We start from the raw sequence: 21,514 nt of genomic DNA on the forward strand, positions 1-21,514 counted from the left end.
TCTCGGCGACTAACTCGAACTCTGATCGGGAACCAACTTCCGGGGCACGAGTTCCACGCGACGTTCCCCGAGCGTTATAGACTCAGAACGCGTAGACGGTGGTATGCCCTTCAGCGCCACGTGGCACACACTTCTTGACGAACTCGACAAGTTAGAGGAGGGGGCTGAGCTCATCGCACCGCTGTCCCACGACCGATTCCGCATCACCGACGTCCAAGAGTATCGCGTCGTCGTCCAGTTCAGTACCACAGAGGAAACACGACCACTTCAGCACGACCAGTTCGAGACGCTGTACCAGCGGATTCAGGACATGGATGGGGAGTTCGATCTAAGCCTGCTCCCATCCGACACCGACCCATATCCCGCGGTACTGAGCCTGCATCCGCGCTTCGAGATCGACGAGGACGCGGGCGTGATAACCGAAGTGGACGCAGCAACGGGGACACAACTCGTCGACGGCGACCCGGAGACCACTGCGAGTGAGCGCACCGAACCAGAGGAGGTCGACGTCTACTCGGATACACTCCTGCTTGTTGACGCGCTCGAACGCCACGACGTCACCGACCTCAGCCAGTTGGAGACGCCCGCATTGGTGAACCTCTACACGCTCCTCTCCGACGTTCAGCGGGATGCAAACGACTTCCGCCGAGACGTCGCCGACGTCCTGCTCAACCGACTCCATCACGACCAGCCCGTTCACGGCCAGTATGGGTCGGTTCAGCGTACCGCTCGCCGCAATCGGTCGCTCAAAGACGACGCGGACGTTCTCGCGGTGTTGGAAGACGCGGGTGTTGAGCGCGAACGCGTCATGAGCGTCGATCGCGAGAAGGTCGACGAGGCCCTCGACGTCACGGGCCTGTCTGAGGCGGCGGTCTACGACGTCGACAAGAGCGAGTACGTACGCAAGGCCGAGGTCGACGAAGAGGTGAAAGCATCCCGTCTGCAGGGGCTCAAAGACCGCCTCGCGGCGAGCGATGAGGCCGAGACCGACGAGCTCCGAGAGGAGATTGAGGAACTGGAAGACCGGATCGACGAGCTAACGAGTTTCAACACGGGGAGGGAGATGCAGGGATGACGGCCTACCGATTCCGCGTCAAATTCGCCCCCGACCCGACGTCGCTGTGGCGTGACATCGTCGTCGGCGCTGACCGTACGCTCGACGAGTTCCAGACAACGATCAACGCCGCGATGGGCCTCAACCAAGACCACCTCTGGTTCTTCGGTATCGACGAGGATTACTGGGAGAGCGACGTGAAGTACCAGTGTCCAGCGGAGCACGAGGACCTCCCGAGCGGCCAGCCGATGCAGTTCGGCGAGACAACGTACAGCGCGGGCGCCACCACAGTCGGCGAGCTGGTCGCACAACTGGATCTCGACCAGTACGACCGCATCTGCTACCTCTTCGACTACGGCGACGAGTGGCGCTTCTACGCGATCCTCAAAGAGGTCGTCGACGATCCCGACCGCCGAGCGCCCGAGGTCGTCAAAGAGAAAGGCGACGAAATCGACCAGTATGCGTCCGCCGGCGAGGACGGATCACCGCTTCCAGATCGCCTCCAAGAACTCGGGCTTCCCGACACGGCGGTCCCGACCGCCGACCTGCGTGCACTCGAAGACCGCGACGACGTCGCGCACGTCATCGTCCTGTTGAGCATCGAGACCGGGTTCGGGACGGTCTCCGAGCGGTTCATGATTCAGTTCGACGACGTTGGCTACCTCTTGGAGAACTCGCCGCGCGGCTGGGAGGTCATCGAGGAAGTCGACGGCGGAGACAAGACCGAGGAAGCACTCCTATCAGCCCTCGTGAGTGCGGCGCGGGAGTGGCACGCCGAAATCGCCGAGATAGCGTCGGCTGCGTCCGGACAGGTTTTCGACGACCAGACGGTTGAGGCGATGAACGTCGAGTTGAACCAGGAGCTCGAGCGGACGGGGTATAGCCACCTGTGAGTACGTCCTCGATCAGATGACGCCATCGGTCCCTCAGTATTGGCACGTACTCATACGTGCGATCGTGGTTCCCGAAGCATTTCGACGCCATCGGTGTTCGATTAAACCCGAAACGACGGTTCAGATGGTTTCGAGCGACGCTCAAGTTTATTGAGCACAACCGAGTCAGGCTCTCAAAACGCGTAGAATGGTGAGAGTGTGAACCAAACACCGGTGTTGCTAGATACCGAGATCCATCGCTTCGATCTGCTCCTGGTAGCGGTTGCGGATGGTGACTTCGGTGACGTTGGCGACGTCGGCGACCTCTCGTTGGGTCTTTTTCTCGTTGCAGAGGAGGCTCGCAGCGTAGATGGCGGCCGCCGCGAACCCGGAGGGGGATTTCCCGGAGAGAAGGCCCTGTTCGGCGGAGGCGTCGACGAGTTCACGGGCCTTGGCGATGACTTCTTCGGAGAGGTCAAGCTCACTCGCGAAGCGGGGGAGGTACTCCTTGGGGTCGGTTGGCTCCATTGCGAGACTAAGTTCCTGGGCGACGTAGCGATAGGTGCGCCCGATCTCTTTTTGCTCGATACGGGCGACCTCCGTCACTTCTTCAAGCGAGCGTGGGATGCCCTCCTGCCGGCAGGCTGCATACAGACAGGCAGTCGCGACGCCCTCGATAGAGCGCCCGCGGATGAGGTCTTCATCGAGGGCGCGCCGATAGAGAACCGACGCGACCTCGCGGACACTCCGCGGAACGCCGAGTGCGGATGCCATGCGGTCGATCTCGGAGAGGGCGAACTGGAGGTTGCGCTCGCCGGCGTCTTTCGTTCGGATGCGCTCCTGCCACTTGCGCAGCCGCTGCATCCGATTGCGCTTCTTCGAGTCGAGCGTCCGCCCGTAGGCGTCTTTGTCCTTCCAATCGATCTGGGTGGTGAGGCCCTTATCGTGCATCGTTTGGGTGGTTGGCGCACCGACGCGGCTCTTCTGGTCGCGCTCGTTCGAGTTGAACGCCCGCCACTCCGGGCCGCGGTCAATCTGGTCGTCGTCGAGAACGAGCCCGCAGTCCTCGCAGAGCCGCTCGCCCTGATCCGTGACGATACTCGTCGACTCACACTCCGGGCAGTGCTGGGTCTCGTCGCTGGTCTGCTTCTGCTCGGCCTGCTCTTCGCTGCGTTCCCGAGTCGGCCGTTCCATTCACCTTGTGACACCCTCTAATCAAATATAGGTCTTTGCCTACTGCCAGTCCCAGACAGCATCGATTCAGTCCCGAGTGTCACTCCGGCTGGCGTGTCGTCGCCAACGCAGTGGTGAATTCCTCGATGAACTCCGCAAGAATCCCCCTCTGGACTCCGACTGTGATCGAGTGGTTCCCAGAGTCCGGCACGCTCGGCGCACGCCGTCGTCGGTCACGACACAGTACGGAGTGGCCGACTCGGGAGGCCATATGAGGGGGAATCGAAATGGGGTCGTTTGGAGTGTTCCCGGGAGAAAGGAGCCGTGAAGGGACGTATCTGTGGGGAGTTGTGAGGGGGACTACCGGAGGATGCTGTAGGGTGTGGTGATGGAGCAGGTGTCACTCCGGTTGGCGTGTCGTCGGGAGCGCAGTAGTGAAGTCCTCAACGAACTCTGCAAGAACCTCGTCCGGGCCCAGATCGTGAGTGTGAATGGGGGGTTCCCAGAGTTCGACGTCGAACGCGTGGGCCGCCGCCGCGTCGCCGTCGGTCGCGACCACCATCAGAATCGCACTCTGGTAGATGACGATCGTCCGTTCAGCGTCCACCCCCAGATTCTCGATGTACGCGGCCTCCAGTCCCGCGCGTAGATCCACGCTGTCGGCGAGTTCGCAGTGGACGACCGGGTCATCGTCTTCCATTCAATCAACCATATGGAATCGCGTGCCAAGTATACCTCGCACCATGACCGTCCTCGTCGCCCACTCTTAACCAACACTTCCGGACTATGGACGGCTGTGTTGGTTAACACTGGGTACCATCGAACGTGACTACCGTAGAGTTTGTCGGCACCGTCAACAGCGTCCGCGACCGGTCACCTTCATCTAGACACCATCGGTATGCGCTATCGGTCTGTACCACGGAATGAAAGGAGTCCGCGTTCATTGAGCTGTACGAGGAAGTATGATAATGTCTCGTCAACTGGCTCGACGCGCTGTGCGTCATATTCCTCGGCGATAACGGTAGCGATATCTGCGACGGTATAGTCGCCGTTACAGCAGTTCCAGACTGTTGATCCTACTGGATCAAGGGTGAGTTTGCGTTTTCGATCCGTTCTAAATAATTCAAACAAAACCTGATCGATACGATTTCGGGCTTGTATTTCCCATGTGATCGTAGCATGGCGTGTCCCATTCTCAGTCGTCATCGTCCAGTCGGCACACCTGCGAACCGGAACCGAGTTAGGATCATACGTGCTCATTGGCTCGTTCCTGATGGGGCACGCAGAATGCTGGCTGTGAAAAGAATAACGAGTATAATCACTGCGACGACGCCAAGGGCTTGCTGAAGAGCAGATGAGAACCCGATCGGGAAGGGGGCGCCGCCACTCTCACCGACACCCGTAATATATAGCCCGCCAATGACAATTCCCATAATAGCCTCGCCGGTGATGAGGCCAGCGGCGACGATCCGGCCCCGATACGTCGTTTCCTCAGCACGAGTTCCGTCTTTATCGTCAACACGTGTGACGTATCGATCAACCCCGCCACGAATCAACCCGCCAAGGAAGATCGGAGTCGCAAGTGTAATTGGGAGATAAATCCCGACTGCGAACGGGAGCACCGGAATTCGCATGAGAATCAATACGCACGCGAACACGGCGCCGATGAGTATCATGCCCCACTGCGCAGTCCCCGTAAGTACCCCTTCAGAGATCAGCGCCATCATACCAGCCTGGGGTGCAGGAATAGTACTGCTTCCGATACCGTACGCTTGATTGAAGAAATACAGGACCGCTCCAGAGAATACGGCTGAGATGGTGATTCCAACAAGCTGTGCGATCTGCTGTTTCCGTGGAGTAGCGCCGAGGAGATAGCCCGTTTTCAGGTCTTGGGAAGTGTCTCCCGCGACTGCCGCTGCGATTGCGACGACCGACGCAGTCACTAATACGACAACTGGATCGGTAACACCGGTGGATTTCATTGCGAGCGCGGCGATGAGGATCGTTGCGACTGCCATCCCAGAAACAGGGTTTGAGGAACTCCCGACGACACCGACGAGATATGCAGAAACCGCAACAAAAAGGAACGCAGCAATAACAGCGATAACACCGCCGATCAATCCAACTTGGACTTGAGGCAGAACGACGAGTGCGAGCATAACGAGCAGGGCACCACCCCCGACAAACTTCATGGACAGATCGCGCTGCGTTCGTTTTTGCGAAGAGGGACTGGTGTTCGCGGAACCACGAAGCTCTGCAGCGGCGGTCCCGAGTGCATCGGTAATCGTCTTCCGCATCGAGATGATAGCATGGAAGCCACCGACGATCATCGCCCCTGCACCGACGTAGCGAATATACTGATCCCACACGGCGTTTGCTTGCGCCATTAGTCCGGCGTCGGCGGCTTCGGGCGCAAACCCACCTGTGATGAGCATCGGGATCAACATTAGCCACGCGATGAGCCCACCACCGAACACGTATCCGGCGATTTTTGGCCCGATAATATAACCGACACCGATGAGGGCTGGTGTGAAATCCCCGCCGATCGCAAAGCCCCGTGTTTCGCCAACAGAGAACGCAGTCTGGATGGTCGTCCGAAATGCGGCCATCCCACTTGCGAGCCACATGTAGAGGGCGCTGAGGAGGAACCCAAAGGAGATGAGTTTCACGCCGCTTTCACCGCTGTCACCTGCCTCAAGAACGTCGGCGCACGCAGTCCCCTCAGGATAGGGGAGCGTTTTGTGTTTATCAACGATGAGATACCGCCGCATCGGGATCATGAATAACACGCCGAGCAGACCGCCAAGAATGGCAACGGTTGCGGTGTCAATCATATCGATAGGTTCACCAAGGAAAGTAACACCTGCGATGGTGAAGATGACACCTGCTGCGAGCGCTTCGCCAGCCGATGTCATCGTCTGGACGATGTTATTTTCAAGGAGAGATCCGCCAATGCCAACGCGACGGAGGACATAAAATAGACCCATACTCATCACTGCTGCGGGAATAGAGGCGCTGATGGTCATACCGGACCGCATACCAAGATACATATTGGCGGTCAGCATAATCACATTAAGAACGAGACCAATTGCAACTGCCTTAACCGTGAGCTCAGCGACGGTCCGACTTGTCGGAATAGTGGGACTAGGTCCATCGCGAGCAGATTCGCCGATTCGGCTGCTATCGTTTGAGTGATTGCTTGGTGTGTCTGATGACATATGACTGCTAGGTGGGTTGCAGACGGTTCTAGCCGTATGGCTGGTACCATGACTGGCTAGTAGCGGCCTGCTATGTTTGTTTCGAGATAATGTACTTCAGTATATGTAATATGAGTTTTGAACTCAAGTTATTGGCTCCGGAATTGGGAGACAATCTGTATTTAATGAGGGAAGACCTGATTTACATTGGATTATATCAAATAATGATGTCATGTTGGTACGTAGATCTGGTATTTGTGCTGAAGACAACAGCCCACGGGGTCAGTTCTATCGTTGACCTCTCACGTTCGAGCGGACGCACTCGCGGACGTCCTCAACGAGGACCGTACCGACATCCTCGTCACCGCACTCCGTGAGTATCTCCAAGACGCAACGCATGACGATGCACTCGTCCAAGAGATTGCCGCTGCCTACTACGACGACGGGATCACCTACGAGCAGCTCAAGTCACTCGTTAGTGCCGAGGATGCCGCGAACAGCCGCGTGCTGAAAGAACAGCTCGACCAGGACTACATCGACGACGTCGCCGATCTCTAAATGACCGCGCTCGTCGCGGATACCTCTGCCCTCGTCAGTCTCGGAACAGCCGTCGGCCACGATCCAAACCCACTCGATCTCTGTTTCGACATCTACGACGTCCACGTTCCACAGAGGGTCAGTGATGATCTCCGGAAGATTGCGTCCTATGACGACGTACACGCCGACGCAGCGACGGCAGTCCTCGATCGGGACGATGCAGTCTCTGTGACAGCAGTGACGCTCGACGCCGACTTCCCACTCGATGACGGTGAGAACGCCGCCGTCACGCTCGCGAACGACCTTGAGGCAGCGCTCTTCCTCTGTGACGAGTTCAACAGCCTCGGTCTCGTTCATGCCTCACTCGCGGACACCCGTCTCGTGACAACGCCGACGCTCCTCTCAGTCTTCGTCCGGAACGACCAGCTCTCGTCGACGGACGCACTCGCGATACTCGATTCGATCAGTGACGTTCGGAGCTGGGAGACGAACAGCTACGTCAAGCGCGCCCGCACACTCCTCAACGACACGTAGACAGTGTCGCCCGATGCCTGGTCTCGGCATCTGATAGACAGTTTCAGCGAGAAAGGCTTCTGCAGTCTGACTCCAGACGGTGTTTTGCCTCGGTGAGGTCACGAAGCCGTCGCGTGATCGCGCGCCACTCACTCAATCGGTCGTAGGCCTCACCAAGGTCGTCAGAGTCGACGTCCGCGAGTACGACAGCGTCGGGCGAGGCCGCTTCGAAGGACGCCGCGAGGTCGCACTCTCGCTCGCGATACTCCCCGATCGCGTCCGCGATCGCCTCCGGCGTCTCGAACTCCCGCATCAGTTCGGTAATCCGGCGGAACTCGACGTACGCCTCATTACGCACGAAACGTACCGGGTCGTCCGTAGCTTTCTCGAGGATGCCGCGTTCGACGAGCCACTCGAGATGTGGCCGTACCTCCGCCGTCGCGCAACCCGCCCGCTCCGCAATCTCCATGACCGACGTCGGCGCCGTCAGCGCCATCCCAACCTCGGAGGCGCGCTCCGCCACCGTTCGCGCTTCCAGCCTCGTCTCCCACTCCCCAGTGAGGTCGAGATCCGGCGGGGTTTCCTCCGACATTACTCATCACTACGTCGTCGACCCCCAGTAGTTTGTGGGTGCTCGGCTTGCTGAACGGCAGAGTTGGAAGCGGGTACCGCTCGCTTCTTCACCGAATTTACTGGAAACGGTGGTGTGTCGAACGCTCCAATTAGTGGTCTAAACACCCTTGATAGACCGTGATCCACCGGTCTCGGTGAAGTGGCGCTCGAGGCGGGCACTCGGATCGCGACGACGGGTGAGTCATCGCGTCAAGCCCGACTGGGTGGTTCGATTCGCGCTTGACGTCGGCCTCCCTCGTAGAGGAGAAGAGTCAGTCAGTCGTCAGCTGTGTAGGCTCCGCTCCGGTGTTCGATTCGGTGAACTTCAAGGACGAGCGCGTCCCGGTCAAGGACACACGCAAGTCGATACTGCCCGACGCGAAGCTTCTCGAACGGGCCACCAGTCAGTGGTTCAAGATAGTCGTCCGGATCCCGCCATGGGTCGTCGACAATCTCGTCAAGCTTTGAAACAATCCGATCCTGAACGTGGTGTTCCAGATTGTCGAACTGCGTGGCAGCGCGTGGTGTGAACTTCCACGTCCACTCGTCATCCTTACTCCCCATCCGTACCGTCGTCCATCATCGCCAGCACGTCCTCACGAGACACAAGCTCCTCGTCCCCAGTCCGAAGTTCGTGTTCGCTTGCGGCAATCTGCTTCCAGCCCTCACGCGAGAACTCCGGATGCTTGACCGCGTCTCGTGCTGCATAGCGCAGGAATTCACTTCGTGAACTGAAGCCTTGTTCTTCCCACGTCGTGTCGATATCATCAAGGAACGCTTGCGTGAGTCGGAGATTAATTTGGACAGTCTCCGGCCCGTCATTCCCCGTTGAGCTTTCGGCATCAGACATGATATACTAGTGCTTTACGTCCGTATATTAGATAAACATTCCCCACGAGAGTCTAGCCCGTCAGACGCTGATGTACTCGAGGCTGGGTGTGCTGTCCGGGTCGTGTTAGACTCACAACGTCACTGAAGCCGATTAGTGGCACACTCGGTTGACCGGTGTGGCGTCGACGGTTCGCCGCGCTCGGCGCGTGCCGCCGGTCGCCTGCTCACGGTTCACGGTGTTCACCGTTCGCGTCGCTCGCGACCGACCAGTCCGGGCATGCGGGCGCTCTCCGCACCGCCCACGCCCGTTCCGGGCTAAAATGGATCTGGTCTCGACGCCAGCGCTTCACCCGTTCGGGTCCGGGGGACCGCGGCTAGGCCGCCCGCGACGGACGGGGTTGCGTCGCGGCGAACGGGGAATGCGCTGGCCGCTCGCTCCCGGCGGGTCGCCGCGCGCGGCTGGATAGTGGCCGCTGTGTCGAGCGCTCTCGCTCGCCCCCATAGGGGGCGAGGCGAAGGCGCGAGCGAGAGCGCAGAGACGTCACTATCGGTCGTGTGAGGAATGCCGCGATGTTGGAGCATCGCGGCGGGTCGGCGCGTGAGCGCCTTCGAGTAATACTGCAATGTCGAGTCAGAACGCGAGTCAGAAGGTTGTTTCGGTGGATGAACAGTTTGGCGACGAAGAGCGCGAGACAGTCGATGAGGATGGCTTCACGGTAGTTGCGGAGACGCCGGCGTTCCAGGCCACGGTCCAAGAAGAGACGCAGGCGAAGGTCGACGCGAACCACCCAGACGGAATCACGGACGCGAGTCAAGAGCGGATTCCCGGTGTGACACTTGCACAGGAGGAACGCATCAAGGCGCGTGAGGCAGAACTTGAGCGGATCAGCGCCCAGGCGGAGCTGGGCGAGCAGGAGGGACGTGCCGAGCGGGCGCGCGACGTCGCGGCCGAACGGAGTGCCGCGTGGACCAGGGCGTTCGAGCGGCGGGCGGCCAGCGTCGACCAGTCGCTGAGTCCCGACCACGACCCACGCGAGATGCTCTCCCAGGAGGAACTCGGGGCGGTGAACGAGCAAGCCAGTCGGTTAGCGGACGAGCTCGATGGGTGGTCGCGCGCGGCGATCAGCCGGCAGCTCGCCCAGGCGGTGCGCGACGGCGCGGACATCCCCAGCGCCGTCCTCGACGTGAAAGATGAACTCGAAGCTGCACCCGGACAGATCATCCCCATCAATCGCGTTGGCGATGTCGATCGGCAGGAGGTGAGTGTTCGCGGCCGGGTGAAGACGCTCTGGACGCCCTCGAGTGCAAAGATCGCCCAAGTCGGCCTCCTCGAAGATGACTCTGGGACGATCAAGTTCACGGTCTGGGAGAAGAGCACACAGCCGGCGGTAGCCGAAGGCGAGACCGTGTGCATTCGGGGGGCTGCCCGAAGCTGGTACCAAGGCCGGGTGTCCGTCACGTGTACCGGCTGGACCACCATCAACTTCCCTGAGCGCGGCCGATACTGGGAGTAACACGACCATCGCGGCCTCTTTCTTTTTGTCTGCCGAACCAGACCCAGACCCCACCGCCCCACCCTCCGCTCCGTGCTCGCTCCCACAGAGTCGCTGCGCGCGCAGCCACGACCAGGGTATAATGCTCGTGTTCGTGAGGACCGACGCCATCTCAGTCGACTTCGTGGACTTCCATGTGTAGTGTCGAGTGGGTCGTCACGACGCTCCGTGAACACGAGCGTGCGACCACGTCCGAACTCGCGGAAGCGAAGAGCACTTCCAAGCGTCACGTCGCGAAGACGACCGCTCGACTCGTTGACGCCGAACGCGTCACCACTCGCGAGAGCGTCGGCGCGCACGGCGCCATGGTCTACGGGGCAGACAGCGAAACCGTCGACGTCGTGAACCACGGCGCCAGGGAGATTGCGAACGATGCAATATCGGGGTCCTATACGTAGACGTTCGCGATCCGCGAGCCGGATGCACCGGACACCCGGTCGCAGGACCGCCCCTGTCGCACTCGCCCACGGTCTACGGACACTCACGCGAGCAATCTGGACAGACTCTGGACGGGATAGCACTGTTCGGGGGCCCGCGCGGGCCGCCCCGAGTAGCGAGAGCCATCGTCGTGAGCGCTACTGCGCGTTCGCCAGCTTCCGCGTCGCCAGCGTGCTCAAGTGGTCCCAGTTCCGGCCAATGGTCCACTTCTGCTTCGTCGCGCCGTCACGCGGGTCCCAGTGATACAGGCGCGTGACCGTCTGGCCCCAGTTCTTCTCAAGACGCACGAGCGAGACGCGACGTGTAGGTTCCTTCCGGATGGGCAGATGCTCTTTCACCGTGTAGAAATCGTCGATGGGAAGGACACCGGTGGGTGTCTCACCGCCGTACTGCTCGAACATCTCGACTGCATCCCGTTCCGAGTCCCAGTACTCCGGGCGAACACGCCACGTGTGCTCAGGGCGATTCTTCGAGTTGTTCGGCGGGTAGCGCTCTAGCCGGAGTCGGACCTCTCCTGTGTCGTGGACACGATCACGAACAAGACCAGTCCACCAGCCGTTCGATTCGTCAACGGCCGTCGCGTTGATCACGGTTCGAGCGAGGTCGGCGCGCTTCGGCGGGCAGGTCATTGCATTTGCATCGATGAGTTATATCACAGTAAATACGTCTAAACCTGCAGTACAGGCCCTATACCCAAACTCCACGATTCTCTCAAATAGTATATGTATTTGTTCCGTTGTTTGCCGCCTGCCAATTCGCGCGCATTTCGCGCTCGTGCGCGCACGGTCGCGCGAAACACGCGCGCGAAGGAGGTGGGTCCCAAGGGGGGTACAGCAGATTCCGTCAGCAGTGCGATATCGCACCGATCTATGGTATATAAATGAGTGCGAGATACCCTGCCAGTTGACAGGGAACAACTGCTCTTCCTCGTCGAACTAGAGCGCTGACCGGCGTGGTCGCACAGGGGACGCGGAATATATACGCGAGCGTGGTGTGTTATATGAGACCACACTGTCCAAGCTGCGGTGGCTCGGTGAAGCGCGAGCACTACTACTGCCGGCAATGCGGCCATCCGCCAGCCAGTAGCGAGGACAGTTGTTCTTGGACAGATGCCCGTATTGGTGATTCTTTATAATAGTACCACCACGAGCCCACACTACTCGGATTCAAGGAGGACGACGGCAAACTCATTGAGGACTGTGACTATCACGACGTCGTCGCGACGCTCGAGATGGCGCAGAAGGGCGAGCTCTCGAAGCGGGAGGCCGCGAAGCGTCTGGGGTGCTTGCGGTCGACTATTGGATGGGCGCTGAAGCGATCGGAACGATACGGAATCTGATCTAGAGCGATGAGGGCCGGTAGCTGCGCTTCGTGTGGCTAGTCACTGCCAGACTCAGCTGCCTGACCAGTAAACAGGTCCTGGTGCTCATCGCGGATGTACTGGAAGGAGACCGGCGGGCGGAAATTCTTGACCTGCTCCTGCGGGTCGATAGGATTCGATAATCGGTGGACGTCTGAGACCTCGATCGCGTATCCGGTCTCTGCCCCCTCGAAGTAATCCATGAATCGAGACCGGTCCGTAATACCGGAATCGGGGCCATAGTCGCGCCAGAGTTCTGCCGGAGTGCCTTCGGCGATCCCGTTCAAAGTGAACGACCCTACGATCTTCTGCACCGGGGCAGATGCGTACATGAAGACCGTATCGACCGTGGAGGGATCACTGAAGCGGGTCTTCCGAAACTCGTACCGCTTCTCCTCGCCGAGTATTTTCTCAGCGAATTCGGGTTTAATGGACAGTAAAACGTCCATCTACGCCTCCATTTTCGCGGACGTACTGGTAGCTCGGTTCATCAATCTCTTGAATAGTCTGCGGAGGGCCCGATAAAACATCGCCATTGAGTAGCACCTGATAGTGAAGTGGGTTCGCGAGATCGAAGTGCCACTTGAAGAGTATCACCGTCGTGGGTGACTCGACCTGCTCATCGATCTCGTGGTTCGTGAAGACCGAGCGCTCGCCGACGAGTTCACGAACCTCGCTGGCATCGGTGACCCCGTACTTTACTTGCTCACAGACACCGATGGAAGTGAGCTCCTTGTGGTCGTGGGTACGGTAGAACAGAAGAACGTCGTTTGCCTCGATCTGACGCGTGTTCGCGTGAGAGAGATACGCCTTCTTGATGGCGTTCCCCTCGGACAAGAGATCGCCGCTGAACTCGGATAGACGTGGTTGGCGATTCTTGTATGTCGGAAATAGTCGTCCGTGGAACTGAGGTTGAATCGGGACGACAAACTTGCTCACCGATGGTCCGTCGTAGAAGCTGGGATAGAAGCGCCGATGGACCTCGAACGGATCCGGATCATCGCCAGGCCCAGGAGTAACCCGCTTAACGAAGACCGATTCACCAGTCGTCGTCTCCGACGCCTTCTGGAAGCCGTATTCCGCGATAAGGTCGACGAGATAGTCGTTCGGCTCCACGTGATGCGTGAGGTAGATCTCCTCCAATTCGTGCTCTACTGCCTCGCGTATCGCGATGCTCACGAGGAGCTCCCCGATCTTCGATCCCCGGCGATCAGACGCGACCTTGAGAGTACAGATCTTTAGCCGGTCACGCTTCCCGAGTTCCGGTTCCTCACCGATAACTTCGGCTTCGTTCGGCTTGAGGATGAGGACCGCACCGAGTGCGTCATCGTGACTCCAGTTCACGTACGCATCGCGCTCATCGGGGATGCTCTCGAACCAACTTCGGAAGTCGTAGTCGTCCTTCAGCGAATCGAAGATCGGGTCGTCGATATCGAGGTCCCCCACCTGCCGCTTCTTGATAGAGGGGGGCCCCTCGTATGCCGGTCGTTCTTCCTTGAACCGACGTCTCGCGTCCTCGATAGAGAGTACATCACTCTCGATCCCGAGAGACTCAGCCTTGCTGTGGATGCCTTTGTCCTCCGTCACGAGCAGGTCGACACGGCCGTCGAAGACGGTGTAGAGGAGGGCATTATCCACTTCGTCGTTGAATTGCTCTGCCTCCCGGATGTGCTTGCGGAACTCTGTCGACGACGCGTTCGGATATGACGGGAAACCAAGTTCAGCGTACGTCGCGATTTTGGACTCCGCCGTCTCCCGGCCCTCGTCGTTCTCGTAGTTCCGGATCTCTTGTTTCGAGAGGGGGTGAACGAGTATCGTGTGCCCCTCGGTCTTCAACAGGTTTTCCAGTTCCTGTAGCGGTTCCGGGACTCGCCAGTCCCCCTCTCGTTGAATGAATACGTTCGTGTCGATGAGCACATCCATTGGTGGACTCTCGAATAGTTGTCTCATTTATGGTACTGTCCTAATATAAATTATCGGTCGGTTCTCGCCGAGTAACCCATGGGTGCTCTAATCAGTGCTCATAGCGCGGGCTGGATGTGGTGAACAGCGAGGATTGAGAAAGACTGTATCGCGTTCTTTCAGCTGGAGGCGAAGAGGTGGACTCGCCTATCCCAGCGTCTGTTGAGAAACGAGCTTCGGACCGTTTCGTTCGTCGTCCCCCTCACTCGTGGGCCGCTAACTGGGTGGTCTCGGAATCGGCGTGGCTTCATTCCTGCTCAGAGGAACTATTCAACACGGCAGATTCGAACCAGATGCTGAACCCACATACCGCCTTAGTCTAAGTAAAGGTTATAACAGTCCGGCTGAGTGATGTGACTATCTAGATGACCCGAAAGACCATCGGGCAGAATACCGGACACTCCGGCCGCGTGAATTTGTCGGGACCTGAACTCGACAAATTCGACGCCGACGTCGGTGACGAGATCAAAGTCGAAATCGCCGAGTCCAAGGAAATTGCTCGCGCCCTCATCGACAACAGCGACCACGACGAGTTCGTCATCGTGTCCAAACCCACAACCGAAACGGAGTCTGATTCCCATGAGTAACAGCGAATACCCCAACCTCTTCGACGCTTGCACCCCCCGCGACGACGTCCTCGACGGAACACTCCAAGAGGACGAGTTCGCAGCAAGCCTTGCAACCGTTGCCCACGCTCGCGAGGAAGCTCCCCCAGTCTATCGCGATACCGAGCTCTTCTTCGATATGACGTACCCCACGGATGGGCTCAAGACGCTCCTCAGCAATCTCACAGGCCGCTTCCTTGCCAGCGGGGGCTACGACAGCAACGAATACACAAGCAGTATCCTCTGTCTCGACACCCGCTTCGGTGGTGGAAAAACGCACGATCTCATCGCGTCCTACCACCTCGCAACTAACCCCACGGCAGCCAACGACCTCGGTCGACACCTCCTCCCGGGCGACGAAGAGTTCGCGACGGCGTATCAGGACGCGGCCACAGACGGACTCGACGTCGACACCGCCGTCTTCGTCGGTGGGCACGTCGACGCACAGAATGCCCGTAGTGATCGGACGGATCCCGACGCGCCGAACACGCGGACGATGTGGGGCGAAATCGCTTATCAACTCTATGGCATCGAGGGCTACGAACTCCTCAAGGGGTACGACCAGGAACGAAACGCACCTGGACAAAACACACTCAAGGATCTCTTCGACCTCGGCGACGGCCCCGCACTAGTCCTCGTCGACGAAATCGCGGCGTATCTCGAGAGCGCATCCGCCGTTGAGGTCGGCGGCGCGACGCTCGCAAGCCAAACGCTGAGCTTCATCCTCTCACTCCTCGAAACAGCGTCCGAATCTGACGACGTCACTATCGTCTACTCAATCGCCGACACAGCCTTCGAGGACGAAGCCGAGGACGTTCGTGGGCTCATCGACGAACTCAACCAAATCGGCCGCCGCCAGCACAAGACAGTCACACCGACCGACGAGAGCGAGGTCGGCCAAGTCCTCCAGCATCGGCTCTTCGAAGAAATCGACCCCGACGACGCAGCGACGACCGCCCAATCCTACTTCCAGCTCTACACAAACAGCGACCGACAATTCCCACAGGAGGCAACGGACGCGAGCTACGTCGATCGACTCGAACGCGAATACCCCTTCCACCCGACTGTCATCGACACGCTCACGGACAAAATCGACTCTATCCCGAAGTTCCAACGTACGCGTGGCGCACTGAAGCTCCTCGCTCGCGCCGTCTACTACCGCTGGAACAACCAGCCTGAACACTACGAGCGCCATTGGCTCCGCCTCTACGACCTCACGCCCGCTGACGACGCACCCAGTGGGAGCATCAACTCGACCCTCCACGAGTCACTCTTCGAGTTCGTCGACCTCAGCTCGGCTGTCTCCGCCGACATCTACAACGATGACGGGACCGCCCACGCCCAGCTCGAAGATCGGAAATGGACAGAGAAGGGAATCCCGCCGCTGGGCTCGCATATGACGACGGCCGTGCTCTGGCATAGCCTCGCCTACGGCGAGCAAGCGACGGGGCTCACACGGGCCGAAATGAACGAAACGCTCGGTCACCCCGATATTCGGTTCGATAACTACGACTCCGCGTTGGACGCGCTCGGTGGAGCGGACATGAGCGTCGCGTGCTACTACCTCTACGACGAGGAGCGCGTCCGCTTCAAATCCGACCCGAACCTCATTCGGATCATCGACCAGCGCGTCGACAACACGCCCGACGCGCAAGCGCGCTCACGCTTCGAAGCCCGACTCGAGAGTGAGACGGGAACCGGCGCGTTCGAGCCTGTACTCTATCCGGAATCTCCAGCTGACCTCCCGGACAAGGCCTCGACGCCGCAGATCGCCGTGATGCACATGGATACAGCGCCTGTCACCGAAGAACTCCTTAACGACGAGAGTAACGAGGAGTCCATTCCGGAGAAGGTCCAGTCGCTGTACCAGAAGTCTGCGTCAAAGCAGGGTGGTGATGTCCAGAGTCGGGTCTACAAGAATTACGTCCTGTTCCTCGCACCGGACGACGAGCGTGTACGGAGTGCCGTCGACGAAGCTCGGCACCTCGAAGCCATCGAGGCGCTCCTCGATGACTCTCAGCGGACGGCAGACCTCTCAGAGGACCAGATCGAGGAACTTCGCGAGCGTCAGGAGAAGAAGTATGGCCTGCTCGGGGAACTTGTCCGTGGAGTCTATCGCCATCTCTACTACGTCGACCGCGACGGACTCACGCACATTACAATCAACGCGACCGAGGCGAACGGCGGCACCTCGCTCGTTAATGCAGTCGAAGAAACCCTCGACGACCGCCTGATTCGGGCTGACGCCGATGCAAAGGGCGTCGCGTTCTTCAAGCAGAAACTCTGGCAGCGGACGCAGGACTCGATGACGACGCAACAGCTCGTCGAACAGTTCGCCAAGAAGCCAGGACTCCCATACCTCCTGAGTACGAAGCCGCTGCGCAAGACCGTCGCGAAGATGGTTGACGAGGGCGGCTACACCTACTGGGACGCCGAGACCGAGACCGCTTACTGGGACGGTGACGCCGATGACCACCCCGAGAACTGGCGGAAGCGCACCCCGTTTGCTGACTCGCCCGATGTTCGCACCTCGATCAAAGACACCGACGTGAAGATCGGGAACGACTACGTCATCTACACGGGTATCGAAGCCCTCCTCGACGTACATCACGACTCGATTCGGCCACCGGAAGCGTCCGAGGTCGAGTGCGCCGAGGACGGCTGTACCACGATGGTTGAGCCCTCCGGCGACGGCCCAGCGTACTGTGAGGAACACCAGAAGCCCCCAGAGAAGGCTCGCTGTCAGAGCTGCGGCGAGGAGTACGACGAGAGTGAACTGAATGCCCAAGGAATCTGTCCCGACTGCGCGAAGCCCTCGGGCTGGGACACAGCGACAAGCCAGATGGCGGCGTCGCGGGCGTTCAACGAGGTACGAACCCATGCACTCTCCAAAGCAACGTCGGATGGCGCACCAGGCGTCTCACAGGTCACCGTCGAAGTGATGGGCGAGGATCGACTCTCAAAGGGCTCGTTCATCGCTCAGCGGGATGCCTTCACTGACCGGTCGGACGCGGTCTCAGTCCGAATGAGCTACGACGTGAAGACGTCGACGGGAACGAGCTACAGCGCGAGCTACCAGGGGAGTCTCGACGACTTCTCGCGCGTGACGAACCAGCCCGACCCGTTCGGCGAGTCGTTCAACGTCACGCTGAAGTTCCGGGTAGACCTCGATGAACCCGAACCGATAACCGGCGCCGAAGACGACGTGCTCGCAGAACTACAGGCGGGCCTCGGTCAGACCAATATCGACGTGAAAGTTCAAGCCAGAGGACCGGCCGAAGTACCCTCTGAGGCAACACAATGAAGACGGGACTCGACTCCACGCAAGCCAGCACGGCGACCGAGGACGCGCCAGTGTCCTCCTTCGGGAGTAGCGTCTACGGCGGACGGCCGACGTTCGCGATGACGCGTCGCGAAGAGGCGCACGGCGGCGAGGTCACGCTGTACGAACTACTCCCCGAAGAACAGGCAGCCGCGCGTCGCGACCGACTCGAACGTCGCGGGCGTTCGCTCACCGTCGAGTCCTTCGAGGAGGTCTTCGAAGATTCATCGGCCGTGGAGGCGACGCGCTGGGAGTGGAAGGGATGGACGGCCGTGAAGATCGCCCGTCTCGACGGCGGACGCTTCCGCTCCCTCTCCCCACTCATCAAGGATACTGTCGACGGCGCGGAACTCGATCCCACAGCTGTGACCTCTAGTGGGGCGGGCGACCTCTTCCTCCCGGAGACCGTCGGTGTACGTCTGGCACTCGCGTTCCGCGGCATCAAACCGCTCCAGCGTGTCGACAGGATGCGTGCCCTCTGTCGCGGCATCGCCCGTATGGGTGACGAGGAGTGTTACTACTGGCACGCGAAGTGTCGCGCCCCGTCCAGTCCGAACGGCGAAAAAGCCCTGCGAACCCTGCTGACTGACCACCTATGAGTGAACACAACGACGACCTGAAACCGCTCGCTATCGAGGGAAAGCTCCCGCTGAAGCCAGTGGGGATTGAGAACTTAAAAGAGGCAAATCCACAGCATATGCCTCCGCACAGATATTTACACCCGTGGTTTGCACGGAGGCCTACCCCGGCATCTAGGTTGGCAATCCTCGCGTCAGTCCTTCCGGCGGACACCGGCTCTGATGAGCTTTTAGAACTCATGCAGGTCGGTCCAGAATCTGGCATCGAAGGCAATATCTCGAAGTACGTCGAGGAAAAGAAATCCTCAGAGGACGACCGTAGTGGTACGCTGCAAGAACACTATGGCTACCCACGGCCGTTCACACGATCTCCTACCCCAGACGAGGTGGAGGACCTTCACAGAACTCTACGGGAACGGTGGAATGGAAAGGTCCCAACTGTTTTTGACCCGACAGCTGGTGGGGGCGTCATCCCATTTGAAGCGCTACGTTACGGGCTTCCTACAACGGCTAATGAGCTGAACCCGGTCCCGACGTTGATCCTGAAGGTGATGCTGGAGTACGCACCAAAGGCAGGCTCCCTGAAACAGGAAGTCGATAAGTGGGCATCGGAGATAGATCAGACAGCTGAGAGTCAGTTGGAAGAGTTCTTCCCGTCGGTCCGCCCAAACCAGACCCCGTCGCATTATCCGTGTACTTACACAGTAGATTGCCCCGAATGCGGCTGTGATATTCCACTGGTGAAGAAGTGGTGGCTTCGAAAAAGCTCCGCATCTAAGGGGATCGCAGCCAAACCAACGGTCACGGACACTGGGACGATTTCCTACGAGTGTGTAACGCTTCCAGACGACATTACGAAAGAGGAATTTAATCCTCAAGATGGTCCCCACTCAACCGGAGGCGCCGAATGTCTCAATTGCGGTGTCGTAATGGAATCGGACAAGATCCGCAGTCGTTTCCACGATGAAGAGTTTGATTACGAAATCTATGGTGTGAAATACACCAAGGAAGGTGGAGGGTCTGGTTTCCGTGCTCCGACTCAGGAGGATCAAGAAGCGATGGAAAGTGCTTCTGAGCGGGTTACATCTGATTTCGAGCTCCATAGCCTACTCACTACTGAACGGTACATCGGCGATGAAGATCGTGCAGGACCTTACGGTGTCAGGGAGTGGCGAGATGCCTTCAGCCCCCGGCAACTGGTCTCTCATGCAGAATACCTAAACGCGTTCGAAGAGGTTCAGCCGAAAATACAGAAGGAATACGACGAAGAAACTGCTGAGGCGATTTTAACACTCCTCGCACTAGTCTCCAGCAAGGCAGTCGACCGAAATATCCGGTTTGCCCCTTATGATACAGGGAAAGGCTATCCTGCGAATGCGGTTGGAGGGAAGCACTTCACGCTTCAGTGGTCTTTTGTAGATAATAACCTCTCCTCAGGAGACCAGTGTTATAGTGACATGATTGATAGGGTGGTCTCCTCGTACGAGGATCTTGTCTCCTATGTTGAACACATTGATGACCCAGAAATCACGGTTCTCAATGAAGACGCAACCAGCCTATCAATTGACGACGAATCTATACAGGCAATCGTAATTGATCCGCCATACTATGACAGCATTATCTACTCCGAGATGTCTGACGTGTTCTATGTTTGGCTGAAGGAGTACCTTGGAGAGGTCTATCCCGGACTGTTTGACTCCGATCTGTCCAATAAGGACGACGAAGCAGTCGCAAATATTACTGAGTTTGAGGATATTGCTGGCGGGAGTACGTCTAAGCGCGAATTGGCAAACCAAGACTATGAAGAGAAGATGAGCAATATCTTCTCTGAACTCAACCGCACTTTGGAATCTGGAGGAGTGATGACTGTGATGTTTACCCACAAAGAAACTGACGCGTGGGATACGCTCACAATGTCTCTCATAAATTCAGGATTTACTATTACATCTACACATCCGATTACGAGTGAGATGCCCCAACGGACGGACACCCGTAGTGGTGGATCTGCTGAGACGACCCTCCTACTCACAGGCCGCAAACCCCACGAAGAACGTGACCCCGAAAGCGCAATACCAACCCTCTGGAGTGATGTTGAGGCCGACACGCGAGCGGCCGCAAAGGAGGCCGCTCGTGACCTCCTCGAGTCCGGGGTGTCCCTGACCAAGACCGATGTAATCATTTCGGCGTTCGGTCCGACGCTCCGGGTCTATGCTGACGCCTACCCCGTCGTCGACGACCAAGACGAGGAGGTCCCTCCGAGAAAGGCCCTCGAAACGGCACGGGAGGCAGTAACCCAGATTCTCGTCGACGAGTACCTGGAGGGGATGGACGTCGACAACCTCGATGATGTTACCGAGTGGTACATCCTCTGCTGGCTTGTTCACGAGGCTGAGACGTTCTCCTACGACGACGGCCGCCAGCTTGGACTGGGCATCGGCGTCGACATCGACGAGATCAAGCGCTCGACGAAGACTTGGCGCAAGAGTCGCGGCGACATTAGCCTCCGCGGGCACGACGGCCGCGTGCAGAACATTAACGAGAAGCCCGAAGACCGGTCCAGTCGCCTGCCGGTTGACCCCGACGACCTCTCGTTCCCGCGTTCGCTGGACGCCGTCCACGCCGCGATGCACGTCTACGACAAGCGCGGCGAGACCGAGACCATCGAGTGGCTTCGGGAACGCAACTTCGACTCGGACAGTCAGTTCAAGGCAACGCTGAAGGCGCTGCTACAGGTGCTTCCGCACAACCACGAGGACTGGGAACTCGCTCGTGACCTCGCCGTCGGTCGAACGAGCGACGTGCTCGACCTCGACTTCAGCCCGAGCGTCTTCGCCGAGAGCGGCGACGACACGATGCAGACCGAGCTGTCCGAACACAAGAACTAATCACACCCACAGATCCCCCCAG

Annotated in this window: 20 protein-coding genes; 10 read left to right on the plus strand and 10 right to left on the minus strand. The window is 58.9% G+C overall.

Annotated elements, in window-relative coordinates; all coding sequences use genetic code 11:
• The first annotated feature begins 103 nt into the window (after positions 1–103).
• Positions 104–1,075, plus strand: a complete 972-nt coding sequence (locus tag IEX91_RS14590; RefSeq protein ID WP_188879913.1) for a hypothetical protein — start codon at positions 104–106, stop codon at positions 1,073–1,075.
• Positions 1,072–1,947: an IS1096 element passenger TnpR family protein gene (locus IEX91_RS14595; protein WP_188879914.1), complete on the plus strand. Its 876-nt coding sequence runs from the start codon at positions 1,072–1,074 to the stop codon at positions 1,945–1,947. Before IEX91_RS14590 ends, IEX91_RS14595 begins: the two co-directional genes overlap by 4 nt.
• 219 nt (positions 1,948–2,166) lie before the next feature.
• Here IEX91_RS14595 and IEX91_RS14600 read toward each other — a convergent pair whose 3' ends face one another.
• The 4 genes from IEX91_RS14600 to IEX91_RS14615 all read right to left on the minus strand — a co-directional run bounded on the left by IEX91_RS14600 (position 2,167) and on the right by IEX91_RS14615 (position 6,317).
• Positions 2,167–3,120 carry a transcription initiation factor IIB gene (locus tag IEX91_RS14600; protein ID WP_188879915.1) on the minus strand — a complete coding sequence of 318 codons (954 nt, stop codon included), beginning with the start codon at positions 3,118–3,120 and terminating at the stop codon, positions 2,167–2,169.
• A gap of 379 nt (positions 3,121–3,499) precedes the next feature.
• A complete protein-coding gene (locus IEX91_RS14605; protein ID WP_229772913.1) occupies positions 3,500–3,799 on the minus strand; it encodes a hypothetical protein in 300 nt (99 codons plus the stop codon).
• Between the two features lie 203 nt (positions 3,800–4,002).
• Positions 4,003–4,359, minus strand: coding sequence for a PqqD family protein (locus IEX91_RS14610; protein WP_188873240.1), 357 nt, complete (start codon positions 4,357–4,359; stop codon positions 4,003–4,005).
• Entirely contained in the window at positions 4,356–6,317 is a 1,962-nt protein-coding gene (locus IEX91_RS14615; RefSeq protein ID WP_188873239.1) for an OPT family oligopeptide transporter, read from the minus strand. Before IEX91_RS14615 ends, IEX91_RS14610 begins: the two co-directional genes overlap by 4 nt.
• 273 nt (positions 6,318–6,590) lie before the next feature.
• Here IEX91_RS14615 and IEX91_RS14620 point away from each other — a divergent pair, with 273 nt between their 5' ends.
• Positions 6,591–6,854, plus strand: coding sequence for a hypothetical protein (locus tag IEX91_RS14620; protein ID WP_188873238.1), 264 nt, complete (start codon positions 6,591–6,593; stop codon positions 6,852–6,854).
• Positions 6,855–7,367 (plus strand): hypothetical protein, encoded by a 513-nt coding sequence (locus tag IEX91_RS14625; RefSeq protein ID WP_188879916.1) that lies wholly within the window; start codon positions 6,855–6,857, stop codon positions 7,365–7,367.
• 43 nt (positions 7,368–7,410) lie between these two features.
• Here IEX91_RS14625 and IEX91_RS14630 read toward each other — a convergent pair whose 3' ends face one another.
• The 3 genes from IEX91_RS14630 to IEX91_RS14640 all read right to left on the minus strand — a co-directional run bounded on the left by IEX91_RS14630 (position 7,411) and on the right by IEX91_RS14640 (position 8,808).
• Entirely contained in the window at positions 7,411–7,938 is a 528-nt protein-coding gene (locus IEX91_RS14630) for a DUF7342 family protein (RefSeq protein WP_188879917.1), read from the minus strand.
• 296 nt (positions 7,939–8,234) lie between these two features.
• On the minus strand, positions 8,235–8,522 hold the full coding sequence (locus IEX91_RS14635; protein WP_021780587.1) for a type II toxin-antitoxin system RelE family toxin: 288 nt from the start codon (positions 8,520–8,522) through the stop codon (positions 8,235–8,237).
• Positions 8,512–8,808, minus strand: a complete 297-nt coding sequence (locus IEX91_RS14640; RefSeq protein WP_188879918.1) for a ribbon-helix-helix domain-containing protein — start codon at positions 8,806–8,808, stop codon at positions 8,512–8,514. Before IEX91_RS14640 ends, IEX91_RS14635 begins: the two co-directional genes overlap by 11 nt.
• Before the next feature lie 604 nt (positions 8,809–9,412).
• Here IEX91_RS14640 and IEX91_RS14645 point away from each other — a divergent pair.
• Positions 9,413–10,303 (plus strand): OB-fold nucleic acid binding domain-containing protein, encoded by an 891-nt coding sequence (locus IEX91_RS14645; RefSeq protein ID WP_188879919.1) that lies wholly within the window; start codon positions 9,413–9,415, stop codon positions 10,301–10,303.
• A 173-nt stretch (positions 10,304–10,476) separates the two neighbouring features.
• Positions 10,477–10,740 carry an Rrf2 family transcriptional regulator gene (locus IEX91_RS14650; protein WP_188879920.1) on the plus strand — a complete coding sequence of 88 codons (264 nt, stop codon included), beginning with the start codon at positions 10,477–10,479 and terminating at the stop codon, positions 10,738–10,740.
• A 177-nt stretch (positions 10,741–10,917) separates the two neighbouring features.
• Here IEX91_RS14650 and IEX91_RS14655 read toward each other — a convergent pair whose 3' ends face one another.
• The 3 genes from IEX91_RS14655 to IEX91_RS14665 form a co-directional block, all read right to left on the minus strand.
• Positions 10,918–11,409, minus strand: a complete 492-nt coding sequence (locus IEX91_RS14655; protein ID WP_188879921.1) for a hypothetical protein — start codon at positions 11,407–11,409, stop codon at positions 10,918–10,920.
• Positions 11,410–12,157: 748 nt separating this feature from the next.
• Positions 12,158–12,589 (minus strand): hypothetical protein, encoded by a 432-nt coding sequence (locus IEX91_RS14660; RefSeq protein ID WP_188879922.1) that lies wholly within the window; start codon positions 12,587–12,589, stop codon positions 12,158–12,160.
• The gene (locus IEX91_RS14665) at positions 12,567–14,063 is read right to left on the minus strand and encodes a GNAT family N-acetyltransferase (RefSeq protein WP_188879924.1); all 1,497 of its coding nucleotides are present in this window, start codon (positions 14,061–14,063) and stop codon (positions 12,567–12,569) included. Before IEX91_RS14665 ends, IEX91_RS14660 begins: the two co-directional genes overlap by 23 nt.
• Positions 14,064–14,467: 404 nt before the next feature.
• Between IEX91_RS14665 and IEX91_RS14670 the strand changes: the two genes are divergently transcribed.
• Genes IEX91_RS14670 through IEX91_RS14685 form a run of 4 tightly spaced genes read left to right on the plus strand, consistent with a single transcriptional unit; the run spans position 14,468 to position 21,492 of the window.
• Positions 14,468–14,689, plus strand: a complete 222-nt coding sequence (locus tag IEX91_RS14670; RefSeq protein WP_188879925.1) for a hypothetical protein — start codon at positions 14,468–14,470, stop codon at positions 14,687–14,689.
• On the plus strand, positions 14,682–18,011 hold the full coding sequence (locus IEX91_RS14675; protein WP_229772914.1) for an ATP-binding protein: 3,330 nt from the start codon (positions 14,682–14,684) through the stop codon (positions 18,009–18,011). The genes IEX91_RS14670 and IEX91_RS14675 overlap by 8 nt, the downstream gene beginning before the upstream one ends.
• On the plus strand, positions 18,008–18,628 hold the full coding sequence (locus IEX91_RS14680) for a DUF7680 family protein (protein WP_188879926.1): 621 nt from the start codon (positions 18,008–18,010) through the stop codon (positions 18,626–18,628). The genes IEX91_RS14675 and IEX91_RS14680 overlap by 4 nt, the downstream gene beginning before the upstream one ends.
• Positions 18,625–21,492 (plus strand): DUF1156 domain-containing protein, encoded by a 2,868-nt coding sequence (locus IEX91_RS14685; RefSeq protein ID WP_188879927.1) that lies wholly within the window; start codon positions 18,625–18,627, stop codon positions 21,490–21,492. The genes IEX91_RS14680 and IEX91_RS14685 overlap by 4 nt, the downstream gene beginning before the upstream one ends.
• Positions 21,493–21,514: the final 22 nt, after the last annotated feature.

Origin of the sequence: Halarchaeum nitratireducens (genome assembly GCF_014647155.1) — an archaeon.
Lineage (GTDB): Archaea > Halobacteriota > Halobacteria > Halobacteriales > Halobacteriaceae > Halarchaeum > Halarchaeum nitratireducens.